The sequence below is a fragment of the Clostridium sp. C8-1-8 genome, from assembly GCF_009928445.1.
Lineage (GTDB): Bacteria > Bacillota > Clostridia > Clostridiales > Clostridiaceae > Clostridium_AR.
This window is the reverse complement of record NZ_JAABNO010000025.1, coordinates 45,308-61,331: the sequence shown is the minus strand read 5'-3', so window position 1 is coordinate 61,331 and position 16,024 is coordinate 45,308. Positions and strand designations below refer to the sequence as shown.

Sequence of the window (16,024 nt, the reverse complement as noted above, 5' to 3'; positions counted from 1 at the left end):
GAAACATTATAGGATTACAAGATCATACTTTAAGCTACAAGTTTTGCTAACAATAGATGTTGTAAGGCTTTGGATATGAGTATAAATTGAGTTTCCATATGTGAACTCTGTATATCCATTATGAGGAGGTAGATTTATGAGCATTAATGATTTTGAGGTGAAGAAGGAAAATGAATGGCTAGAACTGGTGCTTAATGAAGCTCAAAGACAGCTGGAGGAAAAGCTTGAATATAAGGATAAGTTTAAAAAGGATGCTCTTGAAACTCAAAAGGAAATGTGGGAAGAGCTAGGATTTCTATCAATATCCAATGGACTTGAGCAAGTTGTAAGCTTTATGGGCTTCATAGACAGGATGAAGTATCAAAAGAGAAACCATGAAATCACCAGAAGGCTTCAGGAGAAATACGAGAGAATGCTTGAATCACCTTACTTTGGAAGAATTGATTTTCATGAAAATGGAGAGGAGAAGTCGGAGAAGTATTATATTGGCATGTCAAACCTTGTGAACGAAGATTATGATTTTCTAATATACGACTGGAGAGCCTCAGCTTCAAGCATGTTTTACGATTATGAAGTAGGAAAAGCAGGCTTTGAATGTGCAGAAGGAACTATTGAAGGAGAGCTTACCCTAAAGAGACAGTACAAAATCAATCAAGGAAAGATGGAGTATATGTTTGACAGCAACATAACCATAGATGATGAAATACTCCAGGAGATACTTGGTAAAAGCACTGATATCAAGATGAAAGCCATTGTAACAAGTATTCAAAAAGAACAAAACAGGGTTATTAGAAATGAAGAATACAAGAACCTTATTGTTCAGGGGCCAGCAGGCAGCGGAAAAACCTCCATTGCTCTTCACAGAATAGCATATCTTTTATATAAACATCGTGAAAAGATAACTGCTGAAAATATAGTGATATTTTCACCAAACCAGATTTTTAATGATTATATTTCAAACGTACTTCCACAGCTTGGAGAGAACAATATGCTTCAAACTACCTTTAAGGAATATATGCATAAGGTTTTATCGGATAGATTTATTAAAGAAGATTACTCTAATATGATGGAATTCATCCTAAACTCTAGGCAACATTTGGACTATGAAATACGAATCAAAAATATAAAGTATAAATCCTCTCTTGAATTTATAGAGTTATTAAAGAAATACGCAGACCGTGTTGAAAAGTCACATAGAGGCTTTAAGGACATAGTTTACAGAGATAAATTAATAGTATCTTCCAAGGAACTTAAAGAGCTGTATTTTAGGGATTATAGAAATCTCCCTCTAAAGAGAAGGCTTGACAAGATTAAGGAAAGAATTTTATTTTTACTGAAGCCTTATAAAAAAGAAAGGATAAATGAAATTTATGAGGAGCTGTGGAACACCGGTTCTTTTGTGGATGAGAAGGAAGTTAAAGAGAAAGCTACAGCTAGAGTTTACGAAGAAACGAAGCATATATATGAGGAGATCCAAAGGATTACACAGTTTGATTTGCTTCATATTTATAGGAAGTTCTTTAAAAATCTAGATCCTGATATCAAAAACTATACTCTGAAAAATCTGCAGTTTAGAGTGCTTAACTACGAAGACCAGATACCACTACTTTATTTAAAAGGAGTCTTTGGGGATCTTCCTAAAACTTCTGATATTAAGTATGTAATAATAGATGAAGCGCAAGACTATACGCCGCTTCAGTATGAAATCTTCTATCAGCTCTTTAGTCATGCTAATATAACAATGCTTGGGGATTTAAATCAGTCCATAAATCCATTTATGAATGTGGGAGACTATAGTAACATTGCTCATATATTCCCTAAGGATAACACCTGCCTTATTAATCTTACAAAGAGCTATAGGTCCACTATGGAGATTACTGAGTTTTCCAGAAAACTTCTTGGCCATAAAGTTAATGCTGAGTATGTGGAAAGAAGCGGAGATAAGCCTATAGTACTTGGATTTGCTGATGAGAGCTCTATTAATGAAAGAATTTTAAAGGATATAGAGTCGCATAAGGAAAAGGGATATAAATCTATTGGAATTATAACAAGGACTAAAAATGAAGCAGACAAGGTATACAACTTTTTGAAAGACAACACAGAGGTTAAGCTTCTAACCAAGGAGGATGATGAGTATATAAACGGTACTTTAGTTATCCCAAGCTACCTTGCAAAAGGTTTGGAGTTTGATATAGTGCTGATATATAATGCAGGGAATGAAAATTACAGCTCCGAAGAGGAGAGACTTCTGCTTTATACAGCCTGCACAAGAGCTCTTCATAAATTGAATGTGTATTATACCGGAAGCCTTACACCTCTACTATAATTGGGACAGGGGGACGGAGCTTCTGTCCCTAGTTCAGTTTACAGCATAGTTTAGCTATAAATATATAAGTAAAAGTTTAAGGCTCTAAGAACAGTGTGGAATAAGCTGTACCAGATAGGGAGAACAATCCTACTAGATACTAAGGAATAGTGTAGCAAATGAGATAAAAGGTAGATTTGAAGTGAAATACTGCTAAGGCTTTAACCTTAGATAAAATAAAAGTCTTCAATGAAAGATATAATTAAATCTTAGAAGATCTATTTGATCATACAGTAGCTTAGCTAATATTATTTAAGGGGTATTAAGAATTTATATGCCCCTATTTGTCATATCTGAATCTTAAAGAATTATATGCTTGATTAGAAACCTTAACTACTAATATAACAGTAGTTAAGGTTTTTGTATTGTTAATACAAAAATATTGGTCTATGTCAATAGTGGATTTTAATACAGGAAAGCATAAAGTTCTTTGTCAGCTAAACCTTGCAATATTAAGGGCTAAAATGGCTATTTAAAGTAAATAGTAGAAAATAATTATATTAGACTACCTGATTAGCCTCTTGTATATTGGGAAAGGCAGATGCGCAAAAAGTCACTGAAGAATGGGCACTGCAGTGAATCTTTTACTTATATAATTGTTCATTAAAAGCTTAAAGGAAAATAAAATTAGGGTTAGCTTATACAAAGATATTATAAAATCAACATATAGGTACATTCGGTCTTGCTAGATATAACTGGCAACATTTGAGTAGAACTAATTAAGGAATCAATAGTAGGAGGAGTATTCTTAAAATAGCTCATAAAAGCTTAACAGATTTGATTCTTTTCCAGCTAGTTTTATAGAATTTCAGTAAATTTTGCATGTAGTACATAGAAAATGTTATATACAGTGTTATTAAGTTTTTATAATAACAGAGAAAAAGTATATTTTTTACAAAAAGTAGCAATAACCTCTTGACTCTTCCTTTGGGTAATACTGTATACTAAGTATATTATTGATAATTAGGAAAGAAGGTGGGAATGGATGCCAGGCTTGATCAAAATTAAAGATGTGTCAAGCAAGTATGACATTACAGCCCGTACACTGCGTTACTATGAAGACATGGGATTGCTGTGCAGCACCAGAAGCGACGACTACGCATATAGAATGTACGACGAAAATGCTGTTAGGAGGCTTGAACAAATACTCATTTTACGCAAGCTGAATATCAGCATAAAAGACATTCAAAGGGTTTTCAACACTTCCGGTTCCAATGTAGTTTTAGAAGTGCTAGGGAAAAAAGTACAGAGCATAGACGACGAGGTTGCGCTTTTGTATGAGTTGAAGGAAATAGTATTGGATTTTATACGGGAAATCGAACAAGTGAACTTTTCAGACAACTCTGACATAAAATTGTTGTATAACAAGGCTAAAGACCTTGAAACACAGTTGATAAGCGTTGACTATATAGGCAAGCCCTCCAATGTAAACCGCTTGATCGAAATAACGGAAAAATTAGATAAAAAAGTTCCCGATGTAATGGTTGTCAGGATACCAGAATTTAAAGCGGTAACTAGTGGTGAACAAACCTGGGGAGAAATGTTCAAAGTAGGCGGATATATGAACCAATTATGGCAATATTGCCATTTATATAAGTGTGTGATTTTCGATTGTTTTGATTTTTTGTTGTCTAGAAATGACAAAGCTGAATGGATATGTGCCGTTAAAGATGGTGTTACAAATGGAGATGTAGGACCATTTGAAATTATTGACTTTCCAGGAGGCTTATATGCTATGGCAGTGAGCATTGACGAAGATAATGAGAGCATACATAAGGTGGAAGACAAAGTTCGCAGATGGATTGAAAACACAAATTTTGAGCTTGATAAGGGACGCAATGTTATGTTCAATATGCCTTATTTATATGAAGATGGAAGAGATATTGCCTATAAAGATATAGAAAAGGGGCTTGGCTATAAACAAATGCAAAGATATTTTCCCATCAAGCTAAAGGAAGGAAGATAGTGGAACGGAGTTTCTGTCCCAGGTTAAAGGTAAATAATAGTTTAGCAATAGAGATATGGGTACATGGCTACAGAAAGAGCCTTCGTATGAGAAAATAATGTCTCTGTCAACATTGAAACTCATATTGAAGCTCTTTGTGGATGAGCTACAGGAAAAAGCAGGTGTATTTTTAAAACTTGAATTATTAAACCATAAAACCAGGCTTGCCATTATGAGTACTTTTTTTAAAAATAAAATCAAGTAAAACGTATTTACGGAAGATTTACAGCTTAATCGATTATTTCTGATTAAGTAGAGGGCTTAAGAATAAGTTGGAAAGGTAAGGCAGATTACTTATAAGAAAGAAGGAGGGAAGGTTATTAAATGGAAGATATTAAAATAGATTCATCGTTGTCATTCGGTGGGTATAATTGGAGGGTGCTGGATATACAAAGCAACAGGGCTTTGATTATAACAGAAGAAATAATAGAACAACGCCCTTACCATGACGCTTATAAAGCTATAACATGGGCTGACTGCTGGTTAAGAAAATATCTTAATGGTGAATTTTATGATAGATTCAATACAGCTGATAAATCAAGAATAATTCCAGTAGTAAACAAAAATCCTGACAATCAGTGGTATGGCTCAAAGGGCGGAACAGATACAAAAGATAGTATATTTTTATTAAGCGTTGATGAAGTGTGCAAATATTTCGGTGATAGCACTTCAAACCTATATAACCCAGGGAAAAATCAAAGATACTGGTTTGAAAGAAAAGATAAAAACAACAGTAAGCGAATAGCAAGGCTTCAGGGTAAAGAATGGGGTTGGTGGTGGTGGCTTCGGTCGCCAGGCCGCGTTAATGTAAAAGCCGTGTACATCTTTGGGACTGACGGTAATATTGGAATCCAGGGCAACAACATATTGAAGGGCAACATCAGCGATGGCAAGTGTACAGGTGGTGTCCGTCCTGCTTTATGGCTAAAGTTAGAATTGTAAACCTTAGGTCACTTTAAAATTAGCTAACTATAATTACAACATAAAATAATAAATTAAAGGAGAATTAAAATGAACAAATATGAAAATGCGATGAAACTTTTGGAGGAACGCTGCGGAAATGGAAAAGAGGAAATTATTGCACTTGCGACAATATCACTGTCCTCAAATGCCGCCGGTAATCCTCGTCCTGCTGTCCGTATGGTATGTGCTTATTATGAAGATGGCGTATTTTATGTTTCTACAGACGCAAAAAAGAATAAAATGCTGCAAATTGAAAAAAACAATGAGGTTTCTGTCTGTGGTTTAGGTTGGTACGCTTTACAAGGCACCGCTGAAAATCTCGGTTGGGTCAAGGATGAAAAGAATGCGGAAATCAGAGCAAAATTTAAAAAGGTTTTCGATTGGTTCGATGAAGTTGGCGATGAAGACAATCCAACATCAATCGTTCTGCGTATCAATCTCACCGAAGGCATTATTACTGACAACGAAAGAAAATACGGTGACTGGCAGTATGAAATTGATTTTATCAATAAAACAGCGAAATAAATTTGTAAAGAATAAGTAGTTTCTTACTTCATAGCAAAAAGAGCCACTACATTATTGCGAATATTTTCTAACTGAGTTTTCAAAAAACCAACATTAAATAGTTTATTGTTGAGATTTTTGTTGTATTAATGAATACCACAGGTTATACCTGTGGTTCTAAAAAGCTTATAGCTATGAGTAGAAAAAAATAATACCGACGGAGTAAAATATTAGTAGGTTTGCCGACCACTAACATTTTGAAGGAGGTATATCCTAAATTGATAATAATAGTTTAGCATATAGCAAATGCATACAAAGATGATAAACATATGCTCGTGAGTATACCGCCGAAACTTAGTGTAGCTCAGTTTATGGGATATCTCAAAGGTAAGAGTTCACTGATGATTTTTGATAGACATGCAAACTTGAAGTATAAGTATGGTAGTAGAGTATTTGGGTATAAGGGATATTATGTAGATACAGTAGAAAGAAATAAGAAAGTAATACAAGAGTATATAAAAAATCAGATACAAGAGGATTTAGAATATGAACAACTAAGTTTGAAGGAATACATTGACCAGTTTACGGGTGGGCATGACTCAATTTATGTTCGGTTAAAAATTACATTTAATTATTAGATGTAATTTTTCTTTAATATGGTACAATTAGTATAAATAACTAGATGTTTTATTACGGAATATTAATCAGAACAAGAGTAATTTAAATAATTAAGGGGTGGTTCTATGTATGTACTAGAACAAGAAGTAATAAATGGCATCCTTAAAGCATGGAACTTTAATGGTGCTGTCAGTGTAATAATGAATAATCGAAATGTATATATGGCTACAGTTGGTATGGCTGATTTTGAAAGTGGATGCCCCTTCACAACACATACAACAATGGAATTAGCATCTCTATCAAAACAATTTACGGCAGTTGCTATTATGAAAATGTCAGAGAGCAAATTAGTAGATTTGGAATCAAGAATTAGCAAATATATACCAGAATATTCACATGCAAGTGAAATCACTATCCGCAATCTTTTGAATCACTCATCTGGAATTCCAGATTACAGTGGCGAAATAATTGTACCGAATGCAATTAAAAAATTAGAGACCAAGTGTACATCAGGAAATAATATAACTACAAAAATGAAAATGGAATGTATAAACATGGCATGTAGGGCGTACAGTATCGATGAATGCTTGGAATTGGTGAATCCTTTACCATTACATTTCATACCGGGTGAAGGAACAGCGTATTCTAATACAAATTATTATTTCCTGTCATATATTATTGAAAAGGTGACTGGAAAAGCATATGAGCAATATCTAAGGGAAGCTATTTTTGAACCACTTGGGATGTTTGATTCACATACAAGTGGACTACTAGCAGAGGCAGCAGCATATGTGATGGACGAGGATAATAGCAGAATTAAATGTGGTAGACATGGGATGGGTAGCGGTGACAGTGGTGTTGTTTCTACAATTAAAGATTTGACCAAGTGGTGTGAGTCTATTTTAAATGGAAAGCTTCTAAGTCAAGAATCCTGGTCAGAATGTTTTAAACTGTATAAAGAGAGATTCGGTTTTGGATTTAGTAGTTATGGAAAATGGCTTGGACACAATGGAGGGATGCCAGGTATTGCTACATACGAAAGGATTCAATTAGAGAATAAAAATGCCCTAATATTAATGTGTAATTTAACTGGTTGTAGTCGAATTGGACATAGTGAGGAATGGAATAGTTTAGTAGGTGAATTGATGGAAAAGCTGAATTTTATTTAATGTAACAAATTGTTCTAAGTATAGATACTTAATTAATTGAAAAGTTCCAAGAGAGACTAGAATTAAATCACAGTATGGAACAATATTAATAAATAACTAATTTTTAATAATGCATGTAAAAGGGCTTAACTCAAGAAGTAATAGCACATATTTTTTCATATTCTGAAGCTATGGATTAGAAAAGTCAACTTTATACCAGTTACGGTGAACCGTATAATAAATTAATGAGGTTTATGGCCTTGGACAAGTAGTATCAATGTCTAGGGCTATTTTCATAGCTAAAAATACCGTGTCATAAGTAATAGTATATTTACAAAATATGTTATAATAAAAGGACAATTAACTTTTAAATACAAGCCAATATACAACAACTTCAACTTTGAATTTATACATTATCGCTAGTAACTAGAAGCAAGTATTATCTAACCTGTATAGATAAAGTTTTCAAAAAGCATACCCATAGTAATTTAGCTGAGAGTCTGAAATCATAATTATTTTAAGATGAAAGGAGAATAAAATTATGGCTTACAAATTAAAAGAAGTTACAATAAGGACGAATAATTCTGAAGAAGGAATGAACGCAATTGATGAACTTTGGGAGGATATTTCAAGCGGAGAACTTCCTATTTTGTTTGATAGTGAGCACAAGTTTCAACAAGGTATTTCGCCTATTTCAAGATATAGCAACTATTCCAGTGATGAGAGTGGAGATTATGATCTTACAATAATGGCTGTATCAGTGGATTTCTTTCAGAACATGGAAGTAGCTGTAAGTAAGGGCTTATACAAAAAGTATGTTGAAAAGGACGAAAATGGAGAAATAGGTGTATGTGCAAGAAAAGCCTGGGAAAAGGTGTGGAGTGACCAAAAATCAGGTGAAATAAAAAGAGCATTTACCAAGGATTATGAGAGCACCGTTCCTAGTGAATATACTAAAGATGGAAAGGCACATTGCTATTTATATATCGCTATTCAGTAGGGACAGGGGGACGGATCTTCTGTCCCAAGGGAACTCTTTGTTTATGTTTATAGTCTTTCCGTTGATTTCACATGATTAAGGCTATCTTCATTAATAAAAAAGCAGCAAAAAATATTACTCCTATAAAAAATGTTATATATAATAAAATAACTTTCCAATGAATGAGAAAGCTTCACTTTATTTTATACTAAAATGTATACTTTCCAAAGCTCCTCTCAAAGTACCAAGGAGATTTGAAAATAGATTTCAAGTTCTGATTAAATAAATTTTAATTTGATGTTATAATAAAGTTAATACAAGATAATAACTAAACTAATGATGAAAATAATGAGGTAAATATATATGAGAAGAGTAAAACCACTTAATGACTTTATTTTTAAGAAAGTTTTTGGTGAAAAAGGTAACGAAGATATTCTGATATCTTTTATAAATGCTGTTTTAAAGAGAACTAGAAAAGAACCTATAGTAGAAATTGAAATTATAGATAATAAGCAACTAACAAAAGATGTCATTTTAGATAAAACGGGAATCATTGATGTGAGGGCGAAAACTTTAACTGGTGATCATGTAGATATAGAAGTTCAACTAACAAATCAAGGTAATATGGATAAAAGAACATTATTTTATTCTTTAGAAAATTATATTTTAGAGAAGACCGTTAATAATTATGCGTGTACTGCTTAAACATAAATGGAGGGAAAAGAATAAAAAAATATAGTTATGTCGCCTGCCAAAATTTCCTCACATACGTTCAGAAAAGGCAGATGCGCAAAAAAATTCACTAAAGAAAGTCGCTTTAGCGAATTTTTTATTGGGGGAAGATGTATCTTGAAAATATAAAACAAGGGGAAGATTATGCAAATCTTGAAAAGGTCATAACTATAAATATTTTAGATTTTGATTTTTTAGGTACAAAAAACTATCAATCTTCATTTCATTTATGGGAAGATATCGAGAAAGATTATATGTTAACAGATGTTGTAGAAATACACTTCTTAGAACTACCTAAGTTTAGAAATAAGAAAAATAAAGATTATAGAGAAAATGACATAGAGAGATGGTTAATGTTTTTAGAGAAAGATATATCTGAAGCTACATTAAAGGAGTTGATGAGTTTGGATACAGCAATAGAAAAAGCTGAGCAAAGAATCGAATACTTAAGTAGTGATGAAGAAGCTATGAGAATTTACTATGAGAGAGAAAGATCACTACATGAAAGAGCAAACATGATTAGCTCAGCAGAAGAGAGAGCTAAATTGCAAATAGCAAAGAATTTATTAGATATATTAGATGATGAAATGATAGCAATAAAAACAGGATTAGATATAGAAAAAATTAAAACGTTAAGAAAAGAAAATTAAAGGGTAGGCTTTTGGAGTCTATCCTTAGTTTTTATAAAAATATATTAATGAAAAATATAATTTGTCAATGTTATTAGATATATTTTATATGGGTTTAAGTAATTGTAACAATGAATATTATGTCTTAGTAACTGCAAGAAAAGCCTGGGAAAAAGTGTGGAGTGACCAAAAATCAGGTGAAATAAAAAGAGCATTTACCAAGGATTATGAGAGTACCGTTCCTAGTGAATATACGAAAGATGGAAAAGCGCATTGCTATTTATATATTGCACTTCAGTAGAAGGGCAATGTTATTGAAAACATAATAGTAGACAGATAATATGAGGTTCCCCCTAACTATAGGAAGCATCATCAATAGTCTAGGGGGTGAATGTTCAAAGCTCCTGTAGTCATCCAAGTAGGGTTTTTCTACGATAAGTTGACAGGGAGTTTTTTTATAGATAGAATATAGTTAGGTAGACTAACTATATAGAGGTGTATTATGAAGGAAAATATAATTGCTTGTGAGGATGCTGTAACCAGGTTTTGTCGTCTCCAAATGAATGTAAAGAGGGATATACCCATAAGATCAAGTGAGATGGGAGTTTTGATATATGTTGAAAAAAATGATGAAGCAGCTACACCACTTATGATAAGTAACTTCTTTGGAATAGCCAAACCTTCTGTTACCGATATGGTTAATTCATTGGTTGCAAAGGGGTACTTAATCAAGATTCCATCTAAAGTTGACAGAAGAAGCTATACTATTGAGGTTACCTCAAGAGGTCATGAGCTCCTTGAATCCACTTATAGTGAGTATTTTAGAAGTCTAGAGATTCTAGAAGAAAGAATGGGAGAGGACGAATTTAAATTGTTTATTCAACTACTTCAAAAAGCTAATAGCATATTAAGCGAGGAGAAGAAATGATGAAAGTCTTAGTAACTGGTGCATCAGGTAATGTGGGAAGCTATGTAGTGAAAGAATTGTTAAATAAGGGAGAAAAGGTAGTCGCTGCAACTACAAGCATAGAGAAAATAAACAAATTGTTTAACAATCAGGTTGAACCTGTGCTCTTTGACTTCACGAATAAAAGCACATATGATAAAGCACTTGAAGGTGTAGATAGAGTTTTTCTTATGAGACCTCCTCACCTTGGAAAACCAGAAGATTTATATTCCTTCATTGATGCAATGAAGGCTCATAATATCAAATTGGTTTCATTCCTTTCTTTAATGGGAGTAGAGCATAATACAATTCCTCCTCATCATAAGATAGAAAAGTACATTGAGAAATTACATATTCCATATGCACATGTTCGTCCAGGCTTCTTCATGCAGAATTTATCAGGCATACACTCTGTTGAAATCAGAGAAAAAAATGAGATTTTTGTACCTGCTGGAAAAAGCATAACAAGTTTTATTGATGCTGCAGACATAGGACTTGCAACAGCAATTTTACTGAATAATCCTGAAAAATATAAAAATACTGCTCATACAATAACTGGTTCAGAAGCCTTGAATTATTTTCAGGTGGCAGAGATACTAAGCAGGGTGGTTGGAAGAAAAATTACCTACGTAAAGCCTGGATACTTAAAATACAGAAGCTATTACATTAAGAAAAGAGGCCTTGATAAGGCATATGTAAATGTGACAGTAGCATTATATTTTATGACAAGAATGGGCACAGCGAAGGAAGTTACAAATAATTTTTACGAATTAACAGGTAAAAGTCCTCGTACATTTGAAGAATTCGCAAGGGATAACATAAAATGCTTTAACAAATAAAGGACGGAACTTTTGTCCCAGGTTATAGTTAGCATAATATTTTAGAGAAAGAGAATCTGTTGTTGTAATTAAAAATAGTATCAATTTATTAAACCTCTGCAGGGTAAAACTTGCAGAGGTTTTGTGTATAAAACAATTATGTGGATGTATTATCTTGAAGTATAAAAAATATATAATTTACAATATAAGTATCTACAATTTTTGGAAGATGCGAGCTTGAAGCTATTTATATTTTTGGAGGTAAAGTTATGTTTAAACAAGATAAGATAATTGATGATTGGAATAGTTGCTCTGATGAATACTTTAGTAAAACCAAGTATGACGAACTATTTTCTGCTCTTGAGAAGGATCCATATAAAGGCTTTCCACATGCCATGGCAGAAATAATAAAAGAGTATTATCCTGACTTAAAGGGAAAGAAGGTTTGTGTTCCTTCCTGCGGGGACAACACTGCAGTTTTTAGTTTTTGTGCTTTGGGAGCAAAGGTCACAGCTACAGATATTTCATACAAGCAAATTGAAAATGCACGAAAGATTGCAGAAAAAAGGCATTTAAACATAGATTATCATGTTTCTGACAGCATGAAGCTAAAGGAACTATCAGACAATACCTATGATTTGGTTTATACGTCTAATGGTGTTCATGTGTGGATCAATGATTTGAATGCTATGTACAGAAATATTTACCGCATATTGAAAAATGGAGGTAAATATATTTTTTTTGATACACATCCATTTGTTCGTCCTTTTGATAAAAAAGTTTATAAGGGAGTTTTTGAGGTTATTAAACCATATGAAGACCTAGGGCCATTCGGAGAAGTTCCAACTTTTGATTGGAGAATACAAGATTATGTAAATTCCTTGGTTAAAGCAGGTTTTGCTATTGATAGAATGGAAGAGTTTCATAGTGTTGTTGAAGATATTCCAGACTGTAGCTACTTATTTGAAGAAGGTGATATTAATCATGATAACTTCAATTGGCGCAATAATCCATGGGCTGCTTTACCTCAATGTATAGGATTGTGTAGCCAGAAAGTTTGAGAATAGGGACAGGGGTACTGAGCTTTTGTCCTAGGAATATTGGTTTGTGACTTGGGAACATAGCTTCTGGCACTAGTGGACGAAGAATCTGCACCAAGTTTACAGTAACGTGATAGTCTAATTGTAGAGCTATGATAATGCAGATTGAGAAAAATTATTTTAGGCATATGTGGACTAGCAGTTGTAACAATCATTTATACAAGGGATGCCGTAGGTTGAAGGATATAATTGTTTATAGAGAAAAGTATCATAAATAAGTGAAGTTTTTAGGCTTAACCATTGATAATAGTAGGCAAGGCTGCTTTTGCATAGAAGAGTACCTTATCTTAAGTAATATTTTTACTTAATGATAAGCGAACAATAGAAATTTTTATATAATTTAGTGAAACGCAAAAAAATATATGAAAAGATTATTAATTTATATACTTACTATACCATAAAATTACAAAAAATCAAGAATTGTATTCGTTTTGGCTATGTGGTTTAATGGTTAACGACATAAGAAATGCTTTAAGGTTAACCATATAAGAAAAGGATGGATTGTAGATTTTATTCTTAAGGAGGTATAGTAAATGAAAATTGAAAACGGAATTTATATGCTTGAAATATTATCTGACACAATGGGAAATCCAACTATGATTTACCCAACAGTTATCTCAAATAATGATTCATTAATCTTAATTGATACTGGTATTCCTGGTAGGTTTAATCAAGTCGTTGAAGCTGTAGAGAAAGAAGGACTTCAATTTAGCAAATTAAACACAATAATTTTTACACATCAAGATATAGATCATATTGGAAATGTTGTTGAGATTTTAAATAAGGTACCTGCCAATGTTAAGATTTTTTCTCATGAGGAAGAAAAAGCTTATATAAATGGTGAAAAGACTCCGGTTAAACTTGCTAAGCTTGAAAGCAATCTGGAAAGTTTACCTGATAATATGAAGGTGGCCTACAAGATGCTAAAAGCAGGTTTTCAAAAAAATAAGGTAAATATAGATGAAACTTTGATTGATGGACAAGAACTGCCTTACTGCGGAGGAATTACTATTATCCATACACCAGGTCACACTCCTGGACATATATGCTTATACTTTAAACAGTGGAAGATATTAATTGCTGGAGATATTTTGTGTGTTAAGGATGGTATGCTTTGTAGAGAAAATCAAGATTTGAATTTTGATAATGAACTAAATGTGAAGTCTATTGAAAAATTAATGAGATATGATATCGAAACAGTAATTTCTTATCATGGTGGACTATATAATCACAATGTAAACAGCCGTATAGCAGAATTGGCAAATGAAGCATGATGCTAATCTAAAGTATTAAAAGCTTGATATTAAATATTGCTGATTTTAATTCAGAATATACAAGAGATACATCAAAACCTAGATCACTTGCTTATGATATGATGAAACGTATCATAAGTAAATGAGGTTTATAGCCTTAGGCGTTGAAATAACTTGCCTAAGGCTATTTTTTTATAGGTAAAATACCGTATCATAAGTAAGGTTGTATTTACAAAATATGTTACAATTGATTTAGTATAATGGTGAGGAGATAATATGCAGTGTGGGATTATTTTAAAAGAATGATAAAGAGGTCTGAAACTAATAAGAATAATGTAGATGTTAGAGAAGAGTGGGAGCAGTGGGGAGACAGTTGTAAAGAAATAGAAGATATTTGTGATCCAAATATGATATTAGGAGAGAATAAAAAGACAAGATATCAAAATTTTTTAGATATCTTTCCAGTGGACCTATCACCTTGGGTTTTTTATCAAGGGGTAGGAGTGAATATTCAAACTAATAAGTTATATTTTTTTGATAGCCAAATGTACAATATTGGAGGAGCGTATGGTAGCAATGACAGTTATCATTGTATAGATAGTAAGGAAAAGCTAGTAGATTATATAGATAGAGCTCTTGGAAATGGAAGGATTTCTATTGAGGAAGCTGAAGGGTATAAGGAATTATGTGGAGATAACTGGATAAGTATAGTTGATAAGTGTAAATATGAAGATAAGGTTAAAATGCTAAAGGAGGATAAGGAAAGGGAAGAAAAGCAAAAAATCATCATTAATAGAGAGGAATTTATATCAGAGGATTTGGGTCTGAGGTTTGAGAATTTTAATAGTAAAACATATGCTATTTCAAATTTTCAGGGCTTTAGGTATAAATCTTATTCTATGAATAATGGTAGGTTTGTTTATTTAAGAAAGGTTAGTGGAAGATATAGATTATTATTTGTTCATGGTACAAGCCAAGTACCAGATGAACTTGTATTAAATGAAGATGCTATAAAAAATACATTAAGTAATAAAGATTTTACAGGTAGTAGGTCTATGACTATAATTGATAGATTCTTAGAAGAGGATGAAATAATGTGGATATTAACAGAGTTTCATAAAAAATTGTCAGGAAGAGCATTACAAAGGGAATATAACTATAAGGAGCATATAGGTTGTTATGGAAATTTTACATTTTTAATTAAGCCTAATTGTAAGGATTTAATTAAGATTACTGGAAATGATTATCTTCAGTGCAGATTTGTATATGACTTTATTGAGATTATTAGAAAGGTTGTTTTAAAGGAATATAGATTCAAAGGTAATAGTGATTAAGTGTAAACGGTACATGTAGAGGTGATAGCAAGAAAATATGACGTGAGAAAATGTACAGGAAATAGAAGTGAGTGAAAATAAAGTAGATTAGATATTGAAATTTTATTAATTAGAATAATATTTAATAGAGTAGATGCAAGAAAAACCTCAGTTGACAAGGTAACGCTGAAACATACCATAAGTAAAAAAATAAACTTAGCCTTAGCCATTGTTCTCAATTGGGTAAAGCTAAGTTTTAAAATGAAATACTTTATAATCATAAGTAAATATGGATTTTTAGATTATATTAGGAAAACCTAGTTGTTAAATAGCTCATCACCACTTTTAAAATCAAACCCAGGATGATGATCGAATTTAACTGCACCAACGGATGCTTTCCCTTTTACCGCTTTGCTCACAAGTGCTATGCCTTCATTTCCAAAGCCAGCACAAAGCTCTAAGGCTTTAACCCCTTGATCTACTAATTCCACTGCAACTTCTACGGCTTCACTGTAATTTTTTACTCCAACAACAGTTAGGTGTACAACAGGAGTATCAACAACTGTTCTATGAAGCTTATAATCAACCTCAGGCGCTACAAAAATAAATGCTGCATTAACTTTCATATATAAAACCACCTTTCTATAGGGC

14 protein-coding genes and 2 pseudogenes are annotated in these 16,024 nt (G+C 32.7%); 15 read left to right on the top strand and 1 reads right to left on the bottom strand.

The genetic code is table 11. The features are described 5' to 3' along the window. Positions 1–136: 136 nt before the first annotated feature. The 15 genes and pseudogenes from helD to GXK57_RS20230 all read left to right on the top strand — a co-directional run bounded on the left by helD (position 137) and on the right by GXK57_RS20230 (position 15,394). Complete coding sequence (helD, locus tag GXK57_RS20300) at positions 137–2,326, top strand: RNA polymerase recycling motor HelD (protein WP_160679852.1); 2,190 nt, start codon at positions 137–139, stop codon at positions 2,324–2,326. 1,024 nt (positions 2,327–3,350) lie between these two features. Beyond that, on the top strand, positions 3,351–4,331 hold the full coding sequence (locus GXK57_RS20295) for a MerR family transcriptional regulator (protein WP_160679851.1): 981 nt from the start codon (positions 3,351–3,353) through the stop codon (positions 4,329–4,331). A gap of 363 nt (positions 4,332–4,694) precedes the next feature. Beyond that, positions 4,695–5,312, top strand: coding sequence for a DUF6273 domain-containing protein (locus GXK57_RS20290; protein WP_160679850.1), 618 nt, complete (start codon positions 4,695–4,697; stop codon positions 5,310–5,312). A gap of 69 nt (positions 5,313–5,381) precedes the next feature. Next, on the top strand, positions 5,382–5,858 hold the full coding sequence (locus GXK57_RS20285; RefSeq protein WP_160679836.1) for a pyridoxamine 5'-phosphate oxidase family protein: 477 nt from the start codon (positions 5,382–5,384) through the stop codon (positions 5,856–5,858). A 281-nt stretch (positions 5,859–6,139) separates the two neighbouring features. Beyond that, positions 6,140–6,475: pseudogene (tnpA, locus tag GXK57_RS20280) on the top strand (IS200/IS605 family transposase); the annotation flags it as partial. Positions 6,476–6,580: 105 nt separating this feature from the next. Then, a complete protein-coding gene (locus tag GXK57_RS20275) occupies positions 6,581–7,624 on the top strand; it encodes a serine hydrolase domain-containing protein (protein WP_160679834.1) in 1,044 nt (347 codons plus the stop codon). A gap of 520 nt (positions 7,625–8,144) precedes the next feature. Next, a complete protein-coding gene (locus GXK57_RS20270; RefSeq protein WP_160679832.1) occupies positions 8,145–8,603 on the top strand; it encodes an AraC family transcriptional regulator in 459 nt (152 codons plus the stop codon). 342 nt (positions 8,604–8,945) lie between these two features. Then, on the top strand, positions 8,946–9,287 hold the full coding sequence (locus tag GXK57_RS20265; RefSeq protein ID WP_160679830.1) for an Rpn family recombination-promoting nuclease/putative transposase: 342 nt from the start codon (positions 8,946–8,948) through the stop codon (positions 9,285–9,287). A 119-nt stretch (positions 9,288–9,406) separates the two neighbouring features. After that, positions 9,407–9,964: an Rpn family recombination-promoting nuclease/putative transposase gene (locus GXK57_RS20260; RefSeq protein WP_279285523.1), complete on the top strand. Its 558-nt coding sequence runs from the start codon at positions 9,407–9,409 to the stop codon at positions 9,962–9,964. 136 nt (positions 9,965–10,100) lie between these two features. After that, positions 10,101–10,244: pseudogene (locus tag GXK57_RS20255) on the top strand (AraC family transcriptional regulator); the annotation flags it as partial. 201 nt (positions 10,245–10,445) lie between these two features. Beyond that, positions 10,446–10,871, top strand: a complete 426-nt coding sequence (locus tag GXK57_RS20250; RefSeq protein WP_160679826.1) for a MarR family winged helix-turn-helix transcriptional regulator — start codon at positions 10,446–10,448, stop codon at positions 10,869–10,871. After that, positions 10,871–11,728, top strand: a complete 858-nt coding sequence (locus GXK57_RS20245; RefSeq protein ID WP_243156478.1) for an SDR family oxidoreductase — start codon at positions 10,871–10,873, stop codon at positions 11,726–11,728. The genes GXK57_RS20250 and GXK57_RS20245 overlap by 1 nt, the downstream gene beginning before the upstream one ends. Positions 11,729–11,976: 248 nt before the next feature. Continuing rightward, positions 11,977–12,768 (top strand): class I SAM-dependent methyltransferase, encoded by a 792-nt coding sequence (locus GXK57_RS20240; protein WP_160679822.1) that lies wholly within the window; start codon positions 11,977–11,979, stop codon positions 12,766–12,768. 572 nt (positions 12,769–13,340) lie between these two features. Next, positions 13,341–14,081: an MBL fold metallo-hydrolase gene (locus tag GXK57_RS20235; RefSeq protein ID WP_160679820.1), complete on the top strand. Its 741-nt coding sequence runs from the start codon at positions 13,341–13,343 to the stop codon at positions 14,079–14,081. 260 nt (positions 14,082–14,341) lie between these two features. After that, complete coding sequence (locus tag GXK57_RS20230; protein ID WP_160679818.1) at positions 14,342–15,394, top strand: hypothetical protein; 1,053 nt, start codon at positions 14,342–14,344, stop codon at positions 15,392–15,394. A 296-nt stretch (positions 15,395–15,690) separates the two neighbouring features. Here GXK57_RS20230 and GXK57_RS20225 read toward each other — a convergent pair whose 3' ends face one another. Next, on the bottom strand, positions 15,691–15,999 hold the full coding sequence (locus tag GXK57_RS20225) for a DUF6506 family protein (RefSeq protein ID WP_160679816.1): 309 nt from the start codon (positions 15,997–15,999) through the stop codon (positions 15,691–15,693). Positions 16,000–16,024 lie beyond the last annotated feature (25 nt).

Coding starts and splice junctions, on each gene's coding strand:
- GXK57_RS20265 (WP_160679830.1), top strand. CDS start 8,946: ATGAGAAGAGTAAAACCACTTAATGACTTTATTTTTAAGAAAGTTTTT.
- GXK57_RS20245 (WP_243156478.1), top strand. CDS start 10,871: ATGAAAGTCTTAGTAACTGGTGCATCAGGTAATGTGGGAAGCTATGTA.
- GXK57_RS20270 (WP_160679832.1), top strand. CDS start 8,145: ATGGCTTACAAATTAAAAGAAGTTACAATAAGGACGAATAATTCTGAA.
- GXK57_RS20225 (WP_160679816.1), bottom strand. CDS start 15,999: ATGAAAGTTAATGCAGCATTTATTTTTGTAGCGCCTGAGGTTGATTAT.
- GXK57_RS20235 (WP_160679820.1), top strand. CDS start 13,341: ATGAAAATTGAAAACGGAATTTATATGCTTGAAATATTATCTGACACA.
- GXK57_RS20275 (WP_160679834.1), top strand. CDS start 6,581: ATGTATGTACTAGAACAAGAAGTAATAAATGGCATCCTTAAAGCATGG.
- GXK57_RS20295 (WP_160679851.1), top strand. CDS start 3,351: ATGCCAGGCTTGATCAAAATTAAAGATGTGTCAAGCAAGTATGACATT.
- GXK57_RS20240 (WP_160679822.1), top strand. CDS start 11,977: ATGTTTAAACAAGATAAGATAATTGATGATTGGAATAGTTGCTCTGAT.
- GXK57_RS20285 (WP_160679836.1), top strand. CDS start 5,382: ATGAACAAATATGAAAATGCGATGAAACTTTTGGAGGAACGCTGCGGA.
- GXK57_RS20290 (WP_160679850.1), top strand. CDS start 4,695: ATGGAAGATATTAAAATAGATTCATCGTTGTCATTCGGTGGGTATAAT.
- GXK57_RS20250 (WP_160679826.1), top strand. CDS start 10,446: ATGAAGGAAAATATAATTGCTTGTGAGGATGCTGTAACCAGGTTTTGT.
- helD (WP_160679852.1), top strand. CDS start 137: ATGAGCATTAATGATTTTGAGGTGAAGAAGGAAAATGAATGGCTAGAA.